The following is an 18,625-nucleotide window of genomic DNA, read 5'->3' on the forward strand; positions in this document are numbered from 1 at the left end:
AAGCAGTTACTGCCATCTTGAGTTGCTAAATGTCCGTCCGTTCATACAACCATTTCTTAGCTTCTTCTAACATGCTTAATGTAATTTGATGATTCACCTTAGAATACTCAACAAATTTTATTGAATCTAATAGATTGTTTTGTTCGATCATCTGCATGAAATATTTCTGGCTATCGATCGGAATAGTCGTATCTTCTGTTCCATGTAAAATTAGCAATGATTTATTCTTCAAATTTTCTATTGATTTAGCCGGGTCCAGCTTATGAATTGAATCTCTATCTATTGAAATCCAAGGACTTCTTCTGTCCCTTTCACATGTGAGTTCCTCAAATCTTTCCCAAGCACATGAACCATTCATTACGATTGCAGATTTAATATTTAAGTTATTTGAAAAAATACCAGCAGCTGAAAAGCCGCCAGCAGAATTACCTATAACTCCCACTATCATTTCTTTTGCAGTTAATTCAGTAATAAGATTTCTGGCCTCTTCAACCGTCTGAATAACGACATTCCAAAAATGTTTTTGCACTTCCTTGGGGTCAAAGTAGTTAAGTTTTCCTCTAGTTCCGTGAAACGGGATTTCAGGTATGATGACCGTGAAACCCCAATCAGAAATCAGTGATCCAAAGAATATGTAATCATTAATATTTGAAACCCATCCGTGATATAAAATGACAATGCCGTTAGATGAAATGTGAGGATCAATCCGTATACAAGGAATCCCTGCGATTATTAGTTTATGATAGTTATTCATATGCTCCCCTTATTCTTTATGTGCACTGCAGTAATTGCGTATAACTCTTTTATCTCTGAACTTCGTGAATAACACTTCATGTTGATGATTCCCGAACCTTTTAATCTTCCATAATGATTATACTTTATTACCATATATTTGTAACCGCTAGGTTTTCAGCCCATCACTTATCCGATCGAGCGGGCTTTGGATCTTGCGAATATGTTTATTGCTTACGTGGGTGTAGCGTTCAGTTGTCGATGAGTTTAAGTGACCAAGCAGCTCCTGAATATATCTTAGATCCGTGCCTGCTTCAAGCAGATGGGTAGCGAAGGAGTGTCTAAGTACATGTATTCCTGCATCCTTCTTAATTCCTGACCGCTTCAAGGCCTGGTTGAACACTTTTTGAAGTGAGCGCTCTGTGAGATGCTTTCCTTTTGTTTGACCAGGGAAGAGCCAGTGACCCGGTTTTTCACTCAGGATGTACGCCTGAACAATTTCCCATGCCGCATTAGAGAGCATCGTATACCGATCCTTCCTGCCTTTACCCTGCCGTACAAGAAGTGTACTTCGGGAAATATCCAAATCGCTGATCTTAAGACGTACAACCTCACTTACTCGTAGCCCTGAAGAATACGCCAGATAGAGCATGGCTCGATGCTTTAGATTATCTACTGCCTGCAAGATTAGCATCACTTCCTCTTCGGACAATACGTAGGGAAGTTTTTTTTCGGACTTTGGCCGGATATACTCATGTTTTTGGGCGCTTTGCTTTAATACTTCCTTAGCCAAAAAACGTAACGCACTGATCGCCTGATTTACATAAGCGTGCGAGTGCCCTTGATTAAGCAAATACTGAGTATACCACTGTACATCGAGCCGCCCAGAATGAACAGCTTTTCCGTTAGGCTCATCTGGCATGTTTGTGCTCTTGGCCTCTATATACCTCCTTACATGTCCGCAATAAGCTTTTGTTGTCTTTGCACTGTATCCTTTCAGCCTGAGAGCGAGCCGAAGTTTTTGATTAATACTGGTTGCAAGTACGGCTGTATCATCGAATGACTGAGCTTTGTTAATCAAAGTTTCAGGTTCAATAAGCCCTTCAGTTAGCTCATCAATGGTTGATGCCTTAGATGCTTCTGCTCTATTAATAGTTACTCCCTGGCTCCTCTCGAATAGTTTTGATGTCATAGATGCAGGAGCTTGATGCTCTTCACTAGAGGGGATTTTATACTTAGTCTCTAAGTTAAGTTTCCTATTCTGCATAGGCCTAACCTTTTCCATTAATACTGACCAGATCTCATGCTGTTTCAACGCATCACTTACGACAATTTCCAGTGTGGAAAAACAGTGATATATCTCCATCACCACTTTCTCAGTGTAAGGATAGAGCCAGTGCTTCTTTTCCGGATTCCAACAGCCTCCTTCTATTTTTCTAAGCCGCTTAACGTCAGATAGATCAAAATGATCCAGCTTGATGGATAGCTGTTGATCTTCCATACGATTTTTCAGAATATCTACAATAATTTTCATTATTTAATTGGTCTCCTTTTCTAAGTTTTATCCGGGATAGAAGCACAAGATTTGTAACAATATTCAGACACTTCTGCAACACGAAAAAGACAGCCTCATCACGAGCCTGTCAGTGCCGATACTTTCAGACAATGTTAGATCTTTACTTTTTACTTTTCTTAGAAGCCATCCAGAAGACAAGAATCACTACCGGAATGAAAATAAACCAAGGGATGTTGATCGTGCTCTGTGTGATGAAGGCAAGAACCATTAATCCGATAACTCCAAAAATAAGCCAGAGACAACCTCTGCCGAACGTTTCCATGACTGCATTCTCCTCTGCTCATTGTGTTTATGATGTTTATGTTGGAGCTCCTTACATATGTATGAACGTTTATAGTTACACATATGTTGGATTCGGAATAAAATTGGATTCACTTCAAAAAATGCTGCCCCCACCGTTACAGCCTATCACACATACTTTTTCAGGTCATAGCGTAACTGTTATGGATCAATATCATAGCTTCTTGGTAAGCAGGATCTCCATAGGTTCATTCTCTTGCATCAAACAGCCGGTGTCTTTGTACCCCAGCTTGCGGTAGAAATGTTGAGCGCCTTCATCCGATTGTGTCGAGGTCATTACTGTATTGTAGCCTTGCTGTCTCATTAACTGCTCCCAATAGAGGACAGTCTCTTTACCGTAGCCTTTGCCACGGTAAGGTTCATCAAGCCAGATCAAGTTCATGAACGGAATGTTATCCCAAAAGTAGCCATATCTCATCCACCCCATGACCTCAGAGGAATCCCTGAGAATAAAAATCTCATTATCTCTAATCTTGCTGGCTATAAGCGACTTAGCGATATGCTTATCACGGTCTGCGATGTATGTATAACCTGCTTCGGTTGCAAAATCAATCTTCATGAGATCCCCACTTTCTCTAAAAGTATATAAAAATGATGACCCAGCCTTGGACTTTTTTGTGTGAGACTGAGTCACTTATTAACTAACTTAGGGCACTTACTTCCCTGTCCTTACGATATGGGCAAGCCTATACATTTCCGCAATATCATACCGCTTGATCGACTCAAATCTTCTTACTGCCTCATCAATATCTACGAGCTTCACCAGAGATACCTTCTCTCCATCTTCGGGGTTCAGCGGCTTAGCTACGATCTTCACTTCTCCATACCCAAGTAGACGAATAAAGTTCGGATGCGGGATATGCGGGCGATAGGCAGCTTCGGCTGAAGAGGAGCACTGAAAATGACCAAACGGCTGATAGGATACAAGCTCTGCCCCGAGTTCTTCCATCAGCTCACGTCTTAAGCCGTCCATATAATGCTCACCCGGTTCGAGTGTACCGCCGATCAGCTCCCATCTGCCATCCTCCAGCTGCATGACGACATACTGATCACCAACGACAGGAATGATACTGATGTTGCTGATCAGCGATTCATCCGGAGTCTGTTCTATATTCAAATGAGCCGTCACAGCTCCCCAATGAATCGGTCCGCTCAGTGTCTTGAATTGCTGCATCATCTCGTTCAATATAGGCCACCTCTTCTGGTTCATTATGTTTGCTTAAGCTTATAACAGAAGTAGAAGATTTGCATCCTCCAGACAGAGTTACAATCTGGTGAAACAACATATTACTGCAGACAATGTAAAAATATTGACGCTATACATATCTGCGGTTTTGATGGGATGGAAACTAAGCATCACTTCAACATTCCCCATCATCCTAAAAAGTCCTTCCGATCAGCACAACAATCTGTGCTTCTCCTGTTCTCAGCAGCACATAATAACCTTCTGTCGAAGCGGTTGCGATACCATTCTGACCAACATTGCACAGCTGCCCCGGCTTGCACGATCCATCATCTCTGACCCGCAGCTTGCCAAGCATTCCGACCGCAACCCACTCCGGTCTTTGCATCCTAGGAATGTACGCTTGCTTCGGATTCCAAGCAGGATTTAGCATGGGTTGAAGCTCTGTTCGCTCGGGAGCGAGGACGGCTCCTTGTTTGTCCAATAGGGCAGGCACGGTTACTTCATGATATTTCGTTCTACCCCACTCATCGGTTACATATCTACCCTGCCAGCCCATCTCGCCTGAATCCGCAAGATAAGCAGGAACCGCACTGCTCACGCCCAAGATATATCGATCTCCCGGACTAGCAATTCTAACCCGATCGCCTTCCAGGGCAATAAAATAGCCAGGTTCGATGTGCTGCCCATCTACCGTCTCGAACATTTCTGCATAATCCGCAGCAGGGCTGCTCACCGTACCGTCGATTCTTACATCTCCATTGCTTAGTATCTTGACAGCCAGCCCAGGTGCTTCAGCGCTTGTCCCATTCGCCAAATACCAAGAGTACTCCAGCTCATTGGCTGCTCCGAATCTTCCCATGATGTGAACACCTTCAAGTCCATTGGTAGTAGTACTTTGTCCTTCGGCATGAGCATAGTTGCTGTCAGCTACCGTATTGACGCCTTCTGAATGAGAAGCGAGTCCACCAGCTGTGGTGATTGCTCCTTCGGCATGCGCCGCTTGACCGCTGGAAACACTCTGATTACCCTCCGCATGAGACTGGTCACCACTCGCCACCGTACGCTGTCCTTCCGCATGAGTAAAAGCACCGCTGGCCAGATTCAGGTTCCCTTCGGCGTGAGAAGATCTGCCGCTTGCCGTGTTGTTCTCGCCCTCAGCATGGGCTGCCTGTCCAGATGCAGTCGTCTCCAAGCCTTCAGCATGCGAATCAAGACCGCTCGCAATGGTCAATTCACCTTCCGCGTGTGCATTAATGCCAGCTGCGATCGTAAGTCCGCCTTCGGCATGGGAGTTCTGCTCAAGCGCTGATGTTAGAAATCCCTCGGCATGCGAGTTGACCCCATCTGCAATGGTGGCTTGGCCTTCCGCATGCGCATAGAGCGCACGCGCCATCGTACCGCCGCCCTCCGCATGAGAAGCCGATCCAGATGCAGACGTAAAATATCCTTCAGCATGGGCTGCTTCTGCACCAGCTATGGTCTGCTCCCCTTCGGCATGAGAGTATAGCCCGGAGGCGATGGATGCTCCTCCCTCTGCATGTGAGGCATCTGCCAGCGCTTGCGTTAAGTAGCCTTCAGTGTGAGCCGCCGTCTGCGTTGCTATCGTATCCAGCCCTTCTGTATGTGACGAGCTACCGATTGCCACCGTGTTGGTCCCTTCCGCTGTGGAACATGCTCCTACCGCCTGTGAATTGCACAACATCGTACATCTTCCTTTCCAGAATCTTTGATTCTATTATTCTATGAAAGAAGTATGAACAATGCCTGGGACATTGCTAGGCAGGAAGTTTCTTTTTTTAGAAACGCGGTTATGACTACGTTTTTTTGCACTTCATTAAATTCCTTTAGTGATGACTAATCTGACAACCGATCATATCAAAAAAGACCTGCGAACAAGTCATATAGATGAACTCGTTCGCAGGTCTTCTAACAGCCTATATAGCCTTAGCTTCCGTTCCAAGCGGCATTGTAAAATAAACCGGCTTTTGCGCTTCATTTTGTTGATATACCACCAGCAGCAATGTTCTGCCTTCGGCAGCACCCGGAGTGCCTCCAGCCAGAACTTTGTCCAGATGGAACGGTAAAATCTCCAGTACAGCATGCTTCTGCAGCTCTTTTTCACTGAGTGCCATGCTCTCGTATACCGAAGAAATCTCTTCAGGATGATCGATTAGGCGCTTGATATACCCTGACCAATCGCTCTTCTCCAGCGTAAGATCCCACCATATTTTGCGCGGCTTGTATTTGTGTCCAAGGAAGTAATCCAGCTTCATCAGACCAAGAATGACGTCCATGTTCGCCGTACCCCGATCCTCCAGGAATGCACGCAGACGGGTGAACAAATCCTCCAGCTGGTGACCGATCTTCTGCCAGCCCTGCCCTTCCCAGTAATCCCCGAACTCCTGGAAGAAATCAAATGGCGAGGTGAATTCCTGCTCCATCAAGTACCCCAGTGTATGATCCATCCGGTGTGCGTTCCAGTATTTCTCCAGTACATCCTCCAGCCGTTTTAATCGGACGATATCGCTGAATGGAAGCACATCACTTCCCAAAATCTCATACGGCGCATGCTCCATATAGGAATAATTGTACTTGTCCGCATCAATTCGGAGGCCCGTCCCCCGCAGCATTTTCAAGAATCCGAGCTGAAGCTCTTCTGGACCTAGTGCAAATACATCGTTAAAGGTCTTACGGAACGTATCGTAATCCTCAAGTGGAAGTCCGGCGATGAGATCCAGATGCTGATCGATCTTACCGCTCTCCTTGATCTTGCTCACCGTACGGCTCAGCTTCGTAAAGTTCTGACGGCGTTTCACGAGCTCGTTCGTCGGATCATTCGTGGACTGAACGCCGATTTCGAACCGGAATATGCCAGGCGGGGCATGCTCAGCCAGATAATCCAGCACCTCAGGACGCATAATGTCGGCCGTGATTTCAAATTGGAACACACAGCCCCTGTGGTTCTCAATAAGGAACTGGAACATTTCGAGCGCATAATCACGCTTGATATTAAACGTCCGATCCACGAATTTGATCAGCTTAGCGCCGTTATCGATCAGATATAGAATGTCCGCCTTGGTACGCTCAATATCGAAGTACCTCACACCGACCTCAATGCTGGACAGACAGAACTGGCAGCTAAACGGACAGCCGCGGCTCGTTTCGAAATACACGACTCTTTTGCCCAGATCAGGAATATCCTCTACAAAACGATGTGGTGATGGCAGTTCATTCAAATCAGCCTTTGGACGACCCGGCATAACAATGACCTCATCGCCCTTGCGATAGGCAAGTCCATACACGAAATGGTATTTTTGCGTCGTCTCAATCTCCGTCAGCAGCTGGTGGAAAGTCTCTTCCCCTTCGCCCACAACGATAAAATCCACGTTTGTCAGACGATCCATCCAGTATTCCACATCATAAGACACCTCAGGCCCGCCAAGGATGATTTTGACCTCGGGCATGACCTTCTTCAATATATTAATGACCTTGATCGTCTCTTCGATATTCCATATATAGCATGAGAATCCGATAACGTCTGCCCCGCGCTGATACAAATCGGATACGATGTTCATGACCGGGTCCTTGATCGTATATTCAGCAAGCTCAATATTAAAATCTTTCTCGCTATAAGCCTTCAGGCAGCGAATCGCAAGAGATGTATGAATATACTTCGCATTCAGTGTCGATAAAATAACCTTCATTCTGCACAACCTTTTCCCTGGGGTATTATACAATTAATCATCGTCTAAAAATCATAATCATCATAACGCTCATCTTCAGGAGCTACGCCCTGATTCACGAAGAAATCCAGGAACGGCTGTCCGTATTTCCGGAATTTTACTTCCCCGACCCCTTTTATCTTCAGCATGTCACGTTCGCTTTGCGGACATACCACACTCATCTCTCGTAGTGTCGCATCATTGAAAATAATATAAGAAGGCACATGCTCTTTCTCCGCCAGCTCCCTGCGAATCAGCCTTAACTGCTCGAACACCGTTTCATTGACTGCCGAAGGCGATGTATCCCGGCTCACACGGCTGCCCCTGCTGCTGCGAGAGGACGCTGACGCACTTACTACGCGGGCAACACGCTGCATCACTTCACGCTGCCCTTTGAGTACTTCTACCGCCAGCGGCTGCAATCTTACTACGGGATACTGTCCTTCGGATAGCATAAGATATCCCTCCGACACCATGACGTTAATAATCTCCGATATTTCCTTCTCTGAGCGATTGGACATGACGCCATGCGTAGGCAGTTGGTCAAACCCATACTCCAACACCTTCTTGTTCCGCGACCCCTTCAGCACCTGAGATACCATCGTAATGCCGAACCTTTCACGCATCCGGTGTATGCAGGAGAAGATCTTCTGCGCATCAACGGTCATGTCGATTTGCTCCCGGTCATCCGTACAAGAGCTGCATATGCCGCAGCCTGTACCGTCGTGAACCTCGCCGAAATAGTCCAGCTGTGCACTGCGAAGGCATTTGGTCGTGTAGCAGTAATCAATCATCTGCTGGAGCTTCCGATAATCATTGCGCTTCCGATCCTCGTCCTGGAATTCGCCCTGCTCAATCAGAAATTTCTGGGTCATGATATCCTGTGCACTGAACAGAAGAATACACTGACTCGGCTCGCCATCCCGTCCTGCACGGCCTGCTTCCTGCACATAGGCTTCCATATTTTTCGGCATATTGTAATGAATGACGTATCTTACGTTACTCTTGTCGATCCCCATGCCGAATGCATTTGTTGCCACAACGACTCTTATATCATCGAATAGAAAAGCCTCCTGGTTCCCCGCACGTTCATCATCCGTCATACCGGCATGGTAACGCCCTGCTGCAATCCCCGCAGATGTGAGCCGGCTGTACAGATCATCCACATCCTTACGGGTTGCGGCATAGATAATACCCGCCTCATCCGCATGCTCACGGGTGTAATCCATAATATACTCCTTCTTGTTCTCACCGCGCAGCACCTGCATCGCCAGATTGTCCCGTCCAAGTCCGGTGACGAATGTTTCAGGCTCTCGAAGCCGAAGCAGCTCCAGAATATCGTCCATAACGGCAGGTGTTGCCGTTGCTGTGAAGGCAGCCACGATCGGGCGCTGCGGCAGATAATCCACGAACGGTGCTACCGCCAAATAGCTCGTCCGAAAATCGTGTCCCCACTGGGATACGCAGTGTGCTTCATCCACAGCAACGCAGGAGATCGGCAGGGCAGCCATCTCATCACGGAACCAATCCAATTCAAGACGCTCCGGCGCTATATATAACAGCTTCAGCTCTCCGCGCTGTGCTGCCCGAATTCGGTCATTCACCTCACGTCCAGTAAGTGTACTGTTGATATATGCTGCAGGCACGCCCATCGCGAGCAGCGCATCCACTTGATCCTTCATAAGTGATATAAGAGGAGACACCACCAAGGTCAATCCCGGATGCAGAAGTGCAGGAATCTGATAACATATCGACTTCCCGCCGCCTGTCGGCATAATACCAAGCGTGTCTTGCCCTCTCAATAAACTCTCTACTATTTTCTTCTGTCCTTCCCGAAAGTCGGGATAGCCGAAATACGTCTGAAGCAGCTCACGCGCTTCATCCATTGTCCGCTCTTGTATACTCATTGTCCGTTAACTCCTCACCTTTTTCCTAATATGCCCAATTTGACTTTGCTTAAGGAAAAAGAAAACATCATCTCTCAATCTATTAAGTGTACCGAACTTCCCTGCTCTACATCAAGATACCTGATGCATTTCATTTCGAAACTGCTCAATTCAATTTCAGATTAATCATATAACACAAAAAAGGAAGGAAGCCATCTCAAGGGGATGACTTCCTTCCTTTTTTGAACATATTAGATATATTAATCAATCCATCCATTCCGGTTCGTCATAGCCTGGGAAATGCTCATCCACCAGCTTCTTAAACTCGGTGGATTGAATATGCTCCTTCAAGCTGCGAGCAAAGTTTGTCCCTTGATCCTTGCTGCGCACGACCAGCTGGTCCAAGAATTGACCCGGAACATCCTCCACATCAAGTGCATCCTGTTCAGTAAGCCCTGCCTCCACAGCAATATGCAGCGGTGCAACAATAAGTGCTTCATTCTTGATACGATCGGCGAGCTGATCATTTGCTGCCTTCTCAAACTTTAAATTTTTCGGATTATCTGTTACGTCTGTTTCCACAGACATCTCGGATAATGACGCGCCTTTGCGGATGCCAATCAGATCCTCGTCCTCCAGCATCATCAGAGCTCGTCCCTGCATGAGTGGATCCTCTGGAATAATGACCGTACTGCCGTCTGCAATCTGATCCTCGTCCTTAAAAGTATTTGAATACAGCGCAAGCGGCTCACTCGGAACACTTGTTAAGGTCGTAAGCTGTTCCTTGCGATTATCCATAAACGTATTAATATAGGCATCAATTGTACCTTCTTCAAGCTTCGTTGCTGCCTCAGAAGGATCCTTTATTTCCGTTACCTGCAAGGTGTACCCTTGCTTCTCAAACAGATCCTTGATTGTCTTGTCTACAAATGGCTTGCTGTTACCAGCAATCACGATTTGCTGATCCTCATCGATGCTTTCCTTGCCTAGGTCATTGCTGTTTTCTTCTACCAAATGATCACCACAGGCGGCGAGCAGCAAGCTAAGTATAGCGAGAAGTGCTAATAGATGAAACTTCTTTTTCTTCATATTCATGATGTCCTATTCTCCCTTTTCTTCATACTCTAATAAGGTTTCATACTAGAGCTTATTCTATGCATAATAATGTCTGCACGAGCAACCTCCCCGAACTCAGGCGATCCGTGCAAACTTTACCTCTTGTGTGGTATATTAACCAGGATATCAAGAACTAAACGCTTGATGGATTTGCCGTATTTTTAACCGAACCAGGAGGCCTTAAGGCATGCGAAAAAAAACGAATTACCAAGGTACAGAGGATGGCTACAGCAACCGTCCGCCGTCAAGCTCTAATACCAGATCACATAAAGCCAACAAAGGACATACTTCCAGCTTCAAAAGAACTGCCAAATCCCCTTCGGGCAAGTCAGCTTCCGTAAAGCAGACGACCCTGCAGGCCTACATCGTTCAAGAGAACTCCGAGCTGCTCTCCTACCTGCTGTCCATCTTGTCCAATAAGAGCCGTAATGCAGTCAAGGCACTATTGTCACGCGGCCAGATTTCTGTTGATGGGAAGGCAGTAACCGCCTTTAACCATCCTTTAACCAAAGGTATGAGAGTCACGATTGATCAAGAGAAGAAAGAAGAAGCTCCTCCTCTCATCGGACTGACGATTCTGCATGAGGACGACGATATCATTATCGTGAACAAGGATTCCGGCTTATTATCCGTTGCTTCTGATAAGGAACAGGAGCTCACAGCTTATCGCCAGCTGATGGCCCACGTGCGTTTATCTCATCCTGCTAACCGAATCTTCATCGTTCATCGTCTTGATCGAGATACATCGGGTGTGATGATGTTTGCGAAGAGCGAAGAAATTCAGCAAGCCTTGCAAAATGCTTGGCGCGATACGGTCGAAGAAAGAACCTACGTAGCACTTGTGGAAGGCAAAGTGAAGCAGGACCAAGGAACAATTACCTCTTATTTAAAAGAGAGCAAAACACTTAAAATGTACTCCACTCCTTATGCAAATGATGGACAAAAGGCAATAACGCACTACAAAACACTGCTGACGGGAAGTGATTATTCACTGCTTGAGATACAGCTCGAGACTGGGCGCAAGAATCAGATCCGGGTTCATATGGAGGAATTGGGTCATCCGGTTTCAGGGGACAAGAAGTATGGTGCAAAAGGCCGTGGTATTGGCAGACTCGCTCTTCATGCGAGAGTGCTGGCCTTCACCCATCCGGGAACAGGTAAGCCGATGCGGTTCGAGACACCGATTCCAAAAGCATTTCTCAGACCTTTCCCATCTAAATAATTGGATGGTTCTTATTTGTAAAGGCTGTTCCCATTTCCCAATGCTCACATTGGTTCAGGGAACAGCCTTTACAAATTACATATACTCGAGCGAGCAAAGGCTTCAAATAATTACTGTTCTGGACTCTCTGGAGTATAATACTCTCCGAAATATATACTTTATTCGTAATCCGGAGTAAACTTAATTCCTTCGGATAAAATGGAAACCGCGTCTATGCGTAGCCGCGGTTCATTGCACTAATTTTTCATTTAATTATCTAAAGTCTCTTTAATTCCATGCTCTTCTGGGTAAAGTAAGTACAGAACTGTACATGTTACTAGCGATACTTGCGACAGGGGGCAAGCATGAATGGCACTTACACCAGAACAGCGTATTGAACTCCATGGGTTTAACAATTTGACTAAATCCCTCAGCTTCAATATGTACGATGTATGTTATACGAAGACCAAGGAAGAACGCGAAGCTTACATTGAATATATCGATGAACAATATAATGCAGACCGATTGACCCAGATTCTGACGAATGTATCCAACATCATTGGAGCGCATGTGCTTAATGTGGCGAAGCAGGACTATATTCCTCAAGGGGCAAGCGTAACCCTGCTCGTATCCGAGGGACCTGTAGGCGATGCTGAAGAGGAATCTTTTGAAGAATCACCCGGTCCTCTTCCAGATCATGTGGTGATGCATTTGGACAAGAGCCATATTACCGTTCACACCTATCCGGAATTCCATCCATACGAAGGAATCAGTACCTTCCGTGCGGATATCGATGTATCCACTTGTGGAGAGATTTCACCGCTGAAGGCTCTGAATTATCTTATTCATTCGTTTGATACCGATATTATGACGATCGATTATCGTGTCCGCGGATTTACCCGTGATATTGACGGAAACAAGCTGTTTATTGATCATGACATTAGCTCCATTCAGAACTACATTCCAGCCAGTATCCAGCAGCAATTTGATATGATTGACATCAATGTGTACCAGCATCATATTTTTCACACCAAATGTAAATTGAAGGAATTTGATCTGAACAACTATTTGTTTGGCTATACGAAGGACAAGCTGAGTGTAGAGGAGCAACAGGAAATTACGGAGCAGCTCAAGACAGAGATGGACGAAATTTATTATGGCATCAATATGGATGCTGGCGTCATTGACGAAAATGCAGAAGAAGATTTTATTTACGAGCGGGCAGTTGATATGGAAACATGAGATGGATGAAAAAAGGATAGCCTCGCCAGAGACTGGAGCTTTGGCGACTGCTATCCTTTTTTGTTAGATGATGAAATTGCTCTATTGACGCAACAAATGGATATATTTTAATTCAATTTATTGCGCAATTTATTGACGCAATGATTTGAATCACTTCAACTCAAATAATTGCGCAATTTATTAACGCATGAATTTCACAGCAAATTTGGCGGCTTCATGCACCTCTTGCACAAAAGCCCGGTTTTCCTTCTCCCACTCCTGCTCATCATCCAAGGCAATTTCCTCTATGAATTCATTTAGCAGCTCCGCCAGCTCCTTTTTAGAAGGCGCATTGCCTGCATTTTTACCTCTAAGTAACTTGACTACAGAACGAACGACGCTGAGACTCTCCTTGATGTAAGAATATTCGTCACGATCCCAAGCCTTCGGGTTGTCCATATCCAGGAATACAATCCATTGATCAAGTAAGTCAGCTGCTCTTTTAGATGTCATTTGTACCATTCTAATTCGATTCTCCATTTCTATCCCTTAAAAGTTTCCTTGCCCTAACGATAACCGTTGACCATAAAACTAGCAAGCCCGTTTCACAGACTATGTATAAATTTCGGCCTATATGGAAGCATAAACCAAGTTGACGTCAGCTAATAATTTATTTAAACTAAAATTGTTAATAGCTCTTAATAATTAAACACTATAAATAATATTTAGATCTCGAGGTGAACGATTAGTGAAACAAGAATTGCTGTCTGAGCTAATTAGCGGCTATATGATGAATTTTGTGGCGAAATATGCAAAGATTCTGGACAACGAGCTAACGTCCTCACAGTACTTCATCCTTCGCACACTTGCTCGGGAAGGTCCTCAGACTTCGACTTATTTTGCAGGCTCACTAGATGTGACGATGCCAGCCATTACGAATCTTAGCAACAAGCTGGTACGCAAAGGTTATATTGAGCGACGGAGTTCTGAGTCTGACAGACGCAAGATCGTGCTGCATATTACGGAACAAGGCATGGCATTCGAGCAACAAATGCTGGATCGGTATAAGGAACTCACCAATGGACTGTGGTCCGATTTCTCAGAAGAAGAGCTCGATCTGCTCATTGCCGCTTATAAGAAGATGATCAAGCATCAGAACATGGATCAACACACAGCTTCTACTCGATCAGAAACTGTCAATTAAAGCAGCTTGTAATTGAAATTCATTACTTGGGAGGAACAAGTCATGGGAAGATTAGATAATAAAGTAGCGATTATTACAGGAGCAGCAGGTGGTATGGGCAAAGCAGACGCCATTCTTTTTGCTCAGGAAGGAGCTAAGGTAGCCATTACCGATCTTCAAGAAGACAAAATTCAAGAAGTCGTAGCCGAGATCAATGCTGCTGGCGGAGAAGCCATCGGATTCAAGCATGATGTTACTTCCGAAGAAAGCTGGATTAACATTGTTAATGAAACCGCTGCCAAGTTTGGGAGGATCGATATTCTAGTCAACAACGCTGGTGTGTCCAACGCGACTCCTTATATGGATCTTACAGTTGGGGGCTTCGAGAAGACCATGTCCATCAATGTGACCAGCATCTTCCTGGGTCAGAAGTATGTCATTCCACATATGATCGAAGCAGGAGGCGGCTCCATCGTTAACATCTCTTCGATCGCCGGCTTGACAGGCGGCAGCGGTGCAGGGCCCTATACAGCAAGTAAAGGTGCTGTACGGATGCTGACTAAAGCGACAGCAGTCGATTATGCGAAGCACAATATTCGTGCCAATTCTGTTCACCCTGGTTATATTGAAACACCGATGACTGTTGAAATGTTCAAGGACGAACGTATGACACAATGGTTCCAGTCTCAAACCCCGCTCCCTCGACTTGGTAAAGCGGAAGATATCGCCAGAGGCGTATTGTTCCTGGCATCGGATGAATCCTCCTATATTACTGGAGTGGAGCTGCCCATCGACGGAGGATATTTCGCGAAATAATTCTATTCTGGGGAGTGCTGGTATCATGTCTAATCATAAACAAATCGCAGTCATTACAGGTGCGGGTAGCGGAATCGGCCGAGCGAGCAGCATCCAGCTGGCGAAGGACGGTTATACCGTTGTTCTCGTCGATTATAATACGGAATCCGGAGAAGTGTAGCTGCATCGTTCCAGTAAGGCGGGTACGTGCCTGAAGAGCTGTCCAACATGAGAATGGGACGCCCTGCGGAGTCAGACGAGATATCCGGTGTCGTCTCCTTCATGGCCTCCCCTGCTTCCAGTTACATGACGGGCTCGATTGTGACGATTGATGGCGGTCTTACACTTTAATTGGACGTATCCGAATTTAAAAGTTTCGCATAAAGGCTGTATCTGCATTAGGCAGGTACAGCCTTTTCTTGTAACGCAGAGATTATCCAGCAAAAATAGACTATAATAGGTTAGAATGAGTGTTATTACGAGAGGAGTGCTGAGTAGACATGGATTATACTTCGAACCCGAACAACTGGTTCCATGGAAATAAGGTTCGGCTTGCCGCAGCGATTCAGCAGGATGCGCAAACACTTGCAGGTTATACAGAAGACTATGAATATTTGAGAAATTTGGATACCGATTATGCTGTTCCGCAAACCGTTCAGGAGAATGAACCCAAGAGTGCCCGGATGGATCACGGCGTTGAATTTATGCTGCGTACGATTGATGAAGACCGCCTAATCGGTTTTGTCGCTCTGCACAGCATCGAGTGGAACAACCAGTCGGCCAGACTTGCCATTGGTATCGGTAAGGCCAAGGACCGCAACAAAGGATACGGCAGTGATGCACTTCAGCTCATATTGCGCTACGCTTTTTACGAGCTGAATTTGAACCGGGTCAGCCTGGATGTCATTTCGTATAACGAGATTGCCTATCATGCCTATAAGAAAGCCGGCTTCGTCGAAGAGGGCCGTATGCGCCAAGCGGTCCTGCGCGGAGGTCAGAAGTACGATCGAATCTTGATGGGCCTGCTGAGAGAAGAATGGGAAGCTCGCCAGCCATCCTGATCTCCTATGAGTAGTCGGTTTTGCAAACATCACGATATTAAAAAAGATAGATACAGCATATAAAGTGTATGCCATATCTATCTTTTTTGTCGCATACTTCTACCGGTTCGTTAAACCAGCACATCCTGCAGTTCCGTATGCTTATCCATTACACTGCTGGCAAAAGAACACATGGGAACAACCTTTAATTGATTATCTCTCGCATATTGAACGACCCGCTTCACCAGATCAACTCCGACACCTTCACCCCGTAGCTCTTCTGACACAAAGGTATGGGTAATCATGATGACGCCTGGCCCTTCTCCACCTTCACGCCCTGGCTCAAATCCAATGGTCGCGGCCTTTTCGCCATTCTGCTCTACGTAGAACTCATTGGCTCCCTGCAATATTTCACTCATGATATGTAACTCCTCTCTATACCGGATCTCAGACTAACATGCCTCAAGCCTATCTACATACTCTTACACAACATCATCCAAGAATGACGCACGCTCCGGTAATTGCAGCTTCTATATAGTTCTGGCTGCGTGAGTTGGTCTCACATATCTAGCTTGCCAATATGCGCTATAATTTATGATTTAATCGCTTTGATTCGAATCCGCTTATAATCGATATACCATACTCCGTCATGAAATAACTCTGCTCTCGTCTTGTCCGCGATTTTCTGATATATATGGATCTTCTCTTTTGCATCTATCCCTTTAAAAAATGAACTCGAAAAACCACTAAGCCAGTGTTGCAGCCCCTCATCTCCGTCATGCATCGGCGTCGGCCGATCGAAATGAACAGCATATGCTACATGGAACCCCAGCGCTTCGAGGAGTGTACTGTACTCGCCGATGCTTGGGAAATACCACGGGTTCAACTCAGATGCATGGATATTGTACTCCTCTTCAAGCACCTCATAGATTGCCTGGGTTACGATCTGCACATTACCCTTGCCTCCGAATTCCGCCATAAATCTCCCTCCAGGCTTCAGCACCTGATAGATGCTTCTTGCTGCTCCTTCCGCGTTCTTCATCCAATGCAGCGCAGCATTGGAGAATACAGCATCATAGTAGGCTTTATCTCCAATATACTGCTCCGCATCTCCTTGTATAAACCGAAGATGAGGGTATTTGTCACGAGCCTTGGCCAGCATATCAGGAGACATATCCATCCCCGTAACCTCGGCCCCGAAGCCAGCAATCTCATTCGTCAGATCACCGGTCCCGCAGCCGATATCCAGAATCCGTTCACCCTTGACCGGTGCAAGCAGGCTAACAACGCCCTTCCCCAGCTCCGATACAAATGAAAGCTTGCTGTCATACAGCTCTGAAGCCCATACTTGATCATTATTCATTCGGGAATCACTCCTCATCCTGACATTCTAGAATGATCCCATTATGACACAGCGGCTGGGCTTACCTTAAATACTCGTTTCCTATGGAGCTTATAGTCCTGAGCTATACCGATTGCGAGGGTTCTGGTTATTGACTCAGCCGGTTAATTCTCCATTCCATTCGGGTATACAATGATCTTGAGACTCCCGCTCTTGTTATGAATAGCCCGCTCCATCGCTTCCTGAGTCTCTTCCAAGGTATAACGGTCTGTAATTAGTGAATCGGCTGGAATCTCACCCGAAGCGAGGAACTTGATACCATCCGGATAGGTGTTGGCATAACGGAATACACCATAAATGTCGATCTCATTATCTGCGATGAACGGAACGTTCAGTGGAATTTCATCCTGGACAGGAAGTCCGACAATGACGAGCTTGCCTCCTCGGCGCAGCGAAGACAGAGCTGAACTCAGCGCCCGTGAACTCCCTGCGGTCTCCCAAGCCGTATCTACACCGATTCCGCCTGTAAGCTCCTTAATTTTAGCGTTGGCATCCTCTTTCGATACATTAATGGCATGTGTGGCTCCCAGCCTAAGTGCTGCATGAAGCCGAATATCCTCAAGATCGGTAACGATAATCTGGCTCGCACCGAAGGATCTAGCGGCAGCCACCGCCATCAAGCCTACCGGCCCCATCCCCATAATGGCAACCGTAGCGCCAGGTTTAAGCTCACAGCGATTCGCAGCATGGATTCCCACCGAGAACGGTTCAACAAGTGCTGCTGCTTCATAAGAGAGCTCATCCGGAATCGGAAATACGAAATCCTCCCGAATCGCTAAATATTGAACGAAGGCACCATCTACAGGAGGAGTAGCCAAAAATTCAACCTCAGGACACAGATTATATCTGCCTTCTTTACAATAACGGCATCTGCCGCAGGTTACCCCGGGCTCTATGGCTACTCGGTCTCCTGTCTTCACACGCTTCACATGATCTCCAGTCTCTATTATAATTCCTGCACATTCATGACCCAGAATGATCGGCTTCTCCACAACAAATCTTCCGATTCTGCCATGCTCATAATAATGAACATCTGAACCACATACCCCAACCGCCATAATCTTGACCAGCACTTCGTCCGGTTTCACCTCAGGTATTGGCAGCTCCTTGAGCTCAATGTGACCTGGTTTATCCATAATTGCTGCTTTCATTAGCTTTAGTTTCTCCATAATAGACACTCTCCTTGATCGTATGAATTGAAGGAATTAAAAATGAACGCGGTTACATAATTACGGTTCAGTTCCCCAGTTGATCAGGTAGTACAG

At 45.9% G+C, this 18,625-nt stretch carries 19 protein-coding genes and 1 pseudogene; 7 read left to right on the plus strand and 13 right to left on the minus strand.

Annotated features, from left to right (window positions below):
• Nucleotides 1-25: 25 nt before the first annotated feature.
• From ACFQ3J_RS13030 to ACFQ3J_RS13070, 9 genes are all read right to left on the minus strand, one after another.
• The gene (locus ACFQ3J_RS13030) at nucleotides 26-754 is read right to left on the minus strand and encodes a prolyl oligopeptidase family serine peptidase (RefSeq protein ID WP_251582033.1); all 729 of its coding nucleotides are present in this window, start codon (nucleotides 752-754) and stop codon (nucleotides 26-28) included.
• Nucleotides 755-901: 147 nt separating this feature from the next.
• Nucleotides 902-2,266 carry a tyrosine-type recombinase/integrase gene (locus ACFQ3J_RS13035; RefSeq protein WP_251582034.1) on the minus strand — a complete coding sequence of 455 codons (1,365 nt, stop codon included), beginning with the start codon at nucleotides 2,264-2,266 and terminating at the stop codon, nucleotides 902-904.
• Nucleotides 2,267-2,408: 142 nt separating this feature from the next.
• Entirely contained in the window at nucleotides 2,409-2,570 is a 162-nt protein-coding gene (locus ACFQ3J_RS13040) for a hypothetical protein (RefSeq protein ID WP_251582035.1), read from the minus strand.
• 192 nt (nucleotides 2,571-2,762) lie between these two features.
• Entirely contained in the window at nucleotides 2,763-3,167 is a 405-nt protein-coding gene (locus ACFQ3J_RS13045) for a GNAT family N-acetyltransferase (protein WP_251582036.1), read from the minus strand.
• Nucleotides 3,168-3,263: 96 nt separating this feature from the next.
• The gene (locus ACFQ3J_RS13050) at nucleotides 3,264-3,785 is read right to left on the minus strand and encodes an NUDIX hydrolase (RefSeq protein ID WP_251582733.1); all 522 of its coding nucleotides are present in this window, start codon (nucleotides 3,783-3,785) and stop codon (nucleotides 3,264-3,266) included.
• A gap of 202 nt (nucleotides 3,786-3,987) precedes the next feature.
• Entirely contained in the window at nucleotides 3,988-5,496 is a 1,509-nt protein-coding gene (locus ACFQ3J_RS13055; protein WP_251582038.1) for a peptidase G2 autoproteolytic cleavage domain-containing protein, read from the minus strand.
• Between the two features lie 232 nt (nucleotides 5,497-5,728).
• Entirely contained in the window at nucleotides 5,729-7,498 is a 1,770-nt protein-coding gene (locus ACFQ3J_RS13060) for a B12-binding domain-containing radical SAM protein (protein ID WP_251582040.1), read from the minus strand.
• Nucleotides 7,499-7,542: 44 nt separating this feature from the next.
• Complete coding sequence (recQ, locus tag ACFQ3J_RS13065) at nucleotides 7,543-9,423, minus strand: DNA helicase RecQ (protein WP_251582042.1); 1,881 nt, start codon at nucleotides 9,421-9,423, stop codon at nucleotides 7,543-7,545.
• Nucleotides 9,424-9,666: 243 nt separating this feature from the next.
• Nucleotides 9,667-10,497, minus strand: a complete 831-nt coding sequence (locus ACFQ3J_RS13070) for a MetQ/NlpA family ABC transporter substrate-binding protein (RefSeq protein WP_091154010.1) — start codon at nucleotides 10,495-10,497, stop codon at nucleotides 9,667-9,669.
• Nucleotides 10,498-10,705: 208 nt separating this feature from the next.
• On the opposite strand from ACFQ3J_RS13070, the gene ACFQ3J_RS13075 reads away from it, so the two are divergent.
• Nucleotides 10,706-11,740 carry an RluA family pseudouridine synthase gene (locus tag ACFQ3J_RS13075; RefSeq protein ID WP_251582044.1) on the plus strand — a complete coding sequence of 345 codons (1,035 nt, stop codon included), beginning with the start codon at nucleotides 10,706-10,708 and terminating at the stop codon, nucleotides 11,738-11,740.
• A 348-nt stretch (nucleotides 11,741-12,088) separates the two neighbouring features.
• Complete coding sequence (gene speD / locus ACFQ3J_RS13080; RefSeq protein ID WP_251582046.1) at nucleotides 12,089-12,961, plus strand: adenosylmethionine decarboxylase; 873 nt, start codon at nucleotides 12,089-12,091, stop codon at nucleotides 12,959-12,961.
• Nucleotides 12,962-13,141: 180 nt separating this feature from the next.
• On the opposite strand, the gene ACFQ3J_RS13085 is transcribed toward speD, so the two are convergent.
• Nucleotides 13,142-13,462, minus strand: coding sequence for a hypothetical protein (locus tag ACFQ3J_RS13085; RefSeq protein ID WP_251582047.1), 321 nt, complete (start codon nucleotides 13,460-13,462; stop codon nucleotides 13,142-13,144).
• A gap of 226 nt (nucleotides 13,463-13,688) precedes the next feature.
• On the opposite strand from ACFQ3J_RS13085, the gene ACFQ3J_RS13090 reads away from it, so the two are divergent.
• The 5 genes and pseudogenes from ACFQ3J_RS13090 to ACFQ3J_RS13110 all read left to right on the plus strand — a co-directional run bounded on the left by ACFQ3J_RS13090 (nucleotide 13,689) and on the right by ACFQ3J_RS13110 (nucleotide 15,979).
• The gene (locus ACFQ3J_RS13090; RefSeq protein WP_251582048.1) at nucleotides 13,689-14,144 is read left to right on the plus strand and encodes a MarR family winged helix-turn-helix transcriptional regulator; all 456 of its coding nucleotides are present in this window, start codon (nucleotides 13,689-13,691) and stop codon (nucleotides 14,142-14,144) included.
• Between the two features lie 42 nt (nucleotides 14,145-14,186).
• On the plus strand, nucleotides 14,187-14,939 hold the full coding sequence (locus tag ACFQ3J_RS13095; RefSeq protein WP_251582049.1) for an SDR family NAD(P)-dependent oxidoreductase: 753 nt from the start codon (nucleotides 14,187-14,189) through the stop codon (nucleotides 14,937-14,939).
• A 25-nt stretch (nucleotides 14,940-14,964) separates the two neighbouring features.
• The gene (locus tag ACFQ3J_RS13100; protein WP_251582050.1) at nucleotides 14,965-15,099 is read left to right on the plus strand and encodes an SDR family NAD(P)-dependent oxidoreductase; all 135 of its coding nucleotides are present in this window, start codon (nucleotides 14,965-14,967) and stop codon (nucleotides 15,097-15,099) included.
• A pseudogene (locus tag ACFQ3J_RS13105) lies at nucleotides 15,096-15,269 on the plus strand (SDR family oxidoreductase); the annotation flags it as partial. The gene ACFQ3J_RS13100 and the pseudogene ACFQ3J_RS13105, both read left to right, overlap by 4 nt.
• Nucleotides 15,270-15,418: 149 nt before the next feature.
• A complete protein-coding gene (locus tag ACFQ3J_RS13110; RefSeq protein WP_251582051.1) occupies nucleotides 15,419-15,979 on the plus strand; it encodes a GNAT family N-acetyltransferase in 561 nt (186 codons plus the stop codon).
• A 110-nt stretch (nucleotides 15,980-16,089) separates the two neighbouring features.
• Here the strand turns inward: ACFQ3J_RS13110 and ACFQ3J_RS13115 are convergent, their stop codons facing one another.
• The 3 genes from ACFQ3J_RS13115 to ACFQ3J_RS13125 form a co-directional block, all read right to left on the minus strand.
• Nucleotides 16,090-16,377 carry a GNAT family N-acetyltransferase gene (locus ACFQ3J_RS13115; RefSeq protein ID WP_091153996.1) on the minus strand — a complete coding sequence of 96 codons (288 nt, stop codon included), beginning with the start codon at nucleotides 16,375-16,377 and terminating at the stop codon, nucleotides 16,090-16,092.
• A gap of 173 nt (nucleotides 16,378-16,550) precedes the next feature.
• Entirely contained in the window at nucleotides 16,551-17,321 is a 771-nt protein-coding gene (locus ACFQ3J_RS13120) for a class I SAM-dependent methyltransferase (protein WP_251582052.1), read from the minus strand.
• Between the two features lie 143 nt (nucleotides 17,322-17,464).
• Nucleotides 17,465-18,529, minus strand: a complete 1,065-nt coding sequence (locus ACFQ3J_RS13125) for an NAD(P)-dependent alcohol dehydrogenase (protein WP_251582053.1) — start codon at nucleotides 18,527-18,529, stop codon at nucleotides 17,465-17,467.
• Nucleotides 18,530-18,625 lie beyond the last annotated feature (96 nt).

It is taken from the genome of Paenibacillus provencensis (assembly GCF_042678545.1).
In the GTDB taxonomy this organism is placed as follows: domain Bacteria; phylum Bacillota; class Bacilli; order Paenibacillales; family Paenibacillaceae; genus Paenibacillus; species Paenibacillus provencensis.

Excerpts from the sequence above, each read along its gene's own strand:
- ACFQ3J_RS13030 (WP_251582033.1), bottom strand. The coding sequence starts at position 754 with ATGAATAACTATCATAAACTAATAATCGCAGGGATTCCTTGTATACGG.
- ACFQ3J_RS13035 (WP_251582034.1), bottom strand. The coding sequence starts at position 2,266 with ATGAAAATTATTGTAGATATTCTGAAAAATCGTATGGAAGATCAACAG.
- ACFQ3J_RS13040 (WP_251582035.1), bottom strand. The coding sequence starts at position 2,570 with ATGGAAACGTTCGGCAGAGGTTGTCTCTGGCTTATTTTTGGAGTTATC.
- ACFQ3J_RS13045 (WP_251582036.1), bottom strand. The coding sequence starts at position 3,167 with ATGAAGATTGATTTTGCAACCGAAGCAGGTTATACATACATCGCAGAC.
- ACFQ3J_RS13050 (WP_251582733.1), bottom strand. The coding sequence starts at position 3,785 with ATGATGCAGCAATTCAAGACACTGAGCGGACCGATTCATTGGGGAGCT.
- ACFQ3J_RS13055 (WP_251582038.1), bottom strand. The coding sequence starts at position 5,496 with ATGTTGTGCAATTCACAGGCGGTAGGAGCATGTTCCACAGCGGAAGGG.
- ACFQ3J_RS13060 (WP_251582040.1), bottom strand. The coding sequence starts at position 7,498 with ATGAAGGTTATTTTATCGACACTGAATGCGAAGTATATTCATACATCT.
- recQ (WP_251582042.1), bottom strand. The coding sequence starts at position 9,423 with ATGAGTATACAAGAGCGGACAATGGATGAAGCGCGTGAGCTGCTTCAG.
- ACFQ3J_RS13070 (WP_091154010.1), bottom strand. The coding sequence starts at position 10,497 with ATGAATATGAAGAAAAAGAAGTTTCATCTATTAGCACTTCTCGCTATA.
- ACFQ3J_RS13075 (WP_251582044.1), top strand. The coding sequence starts at position 10,706 with ATGCGAAAAAAAACGAATTACCAAGGTACAGAGGATGGCTACAGCAAC.
- speD (WP_251582046.1), top strand. The coding sequence starts at position 12,089 with ATGGCACTTACACCAGAACAGCGTATTGAACTCCATGGGTTTAACAAT.
- ACFQ3J_RS13085 (WP_251582047.1), bottom strand. The coding sequence starts at position 13,462 with ATGGTACAAATGACATCTAAAAGAGCAGCTGACTTACTTGATCAATGG.
- ACFQ3J_RS13095 (WP_251582049.1), top strand. The coding sequence starts at position 14,187 with ATGGGAAGATTAGATAATAAAGTAGCGATTATTACAGGAGCAGCAGGT.
- ACFQ3J_RS13100 (WP_251582050.1), top strand. The coding sequence starts at position 14,965 with ATGTCTAATCATAAACAAATCGCAGTCATTACAGGTGCGGGTAGCGGA.
- ACFQ3J_RS13110 (WP_251582051.1), top strand. The coding sequence starts at position 15,419 with ATGGATTATACTTCGAACCCGAACAACTGGTTCCATGGAAATAAGGTT.
- ACFQ3J_RS13115 (WP_091153996.1), bottom strand. The coding sequence starts at position 16,377 with ATGAGTGAAATATTGCAGGGAGCCAATGAGTTCTACGTAGAGCAGAAT.
- ACFQ3J_RS13120 (WP_251582052.1), bottom strand. The coding sequence starts at position 17,321 with ATGAATAATGATCAAGTATGGGCTTCAGAGCTGTATGACAGCAAGCTT.
- ACFQ3J_RS13125 (WP_251582053.1), bottom strand. The coding sequence starts at position 18,529 with ATGGAGAAACTAAAGCTAATGAAAGCAGCAATTATGGATAAACCAGGT.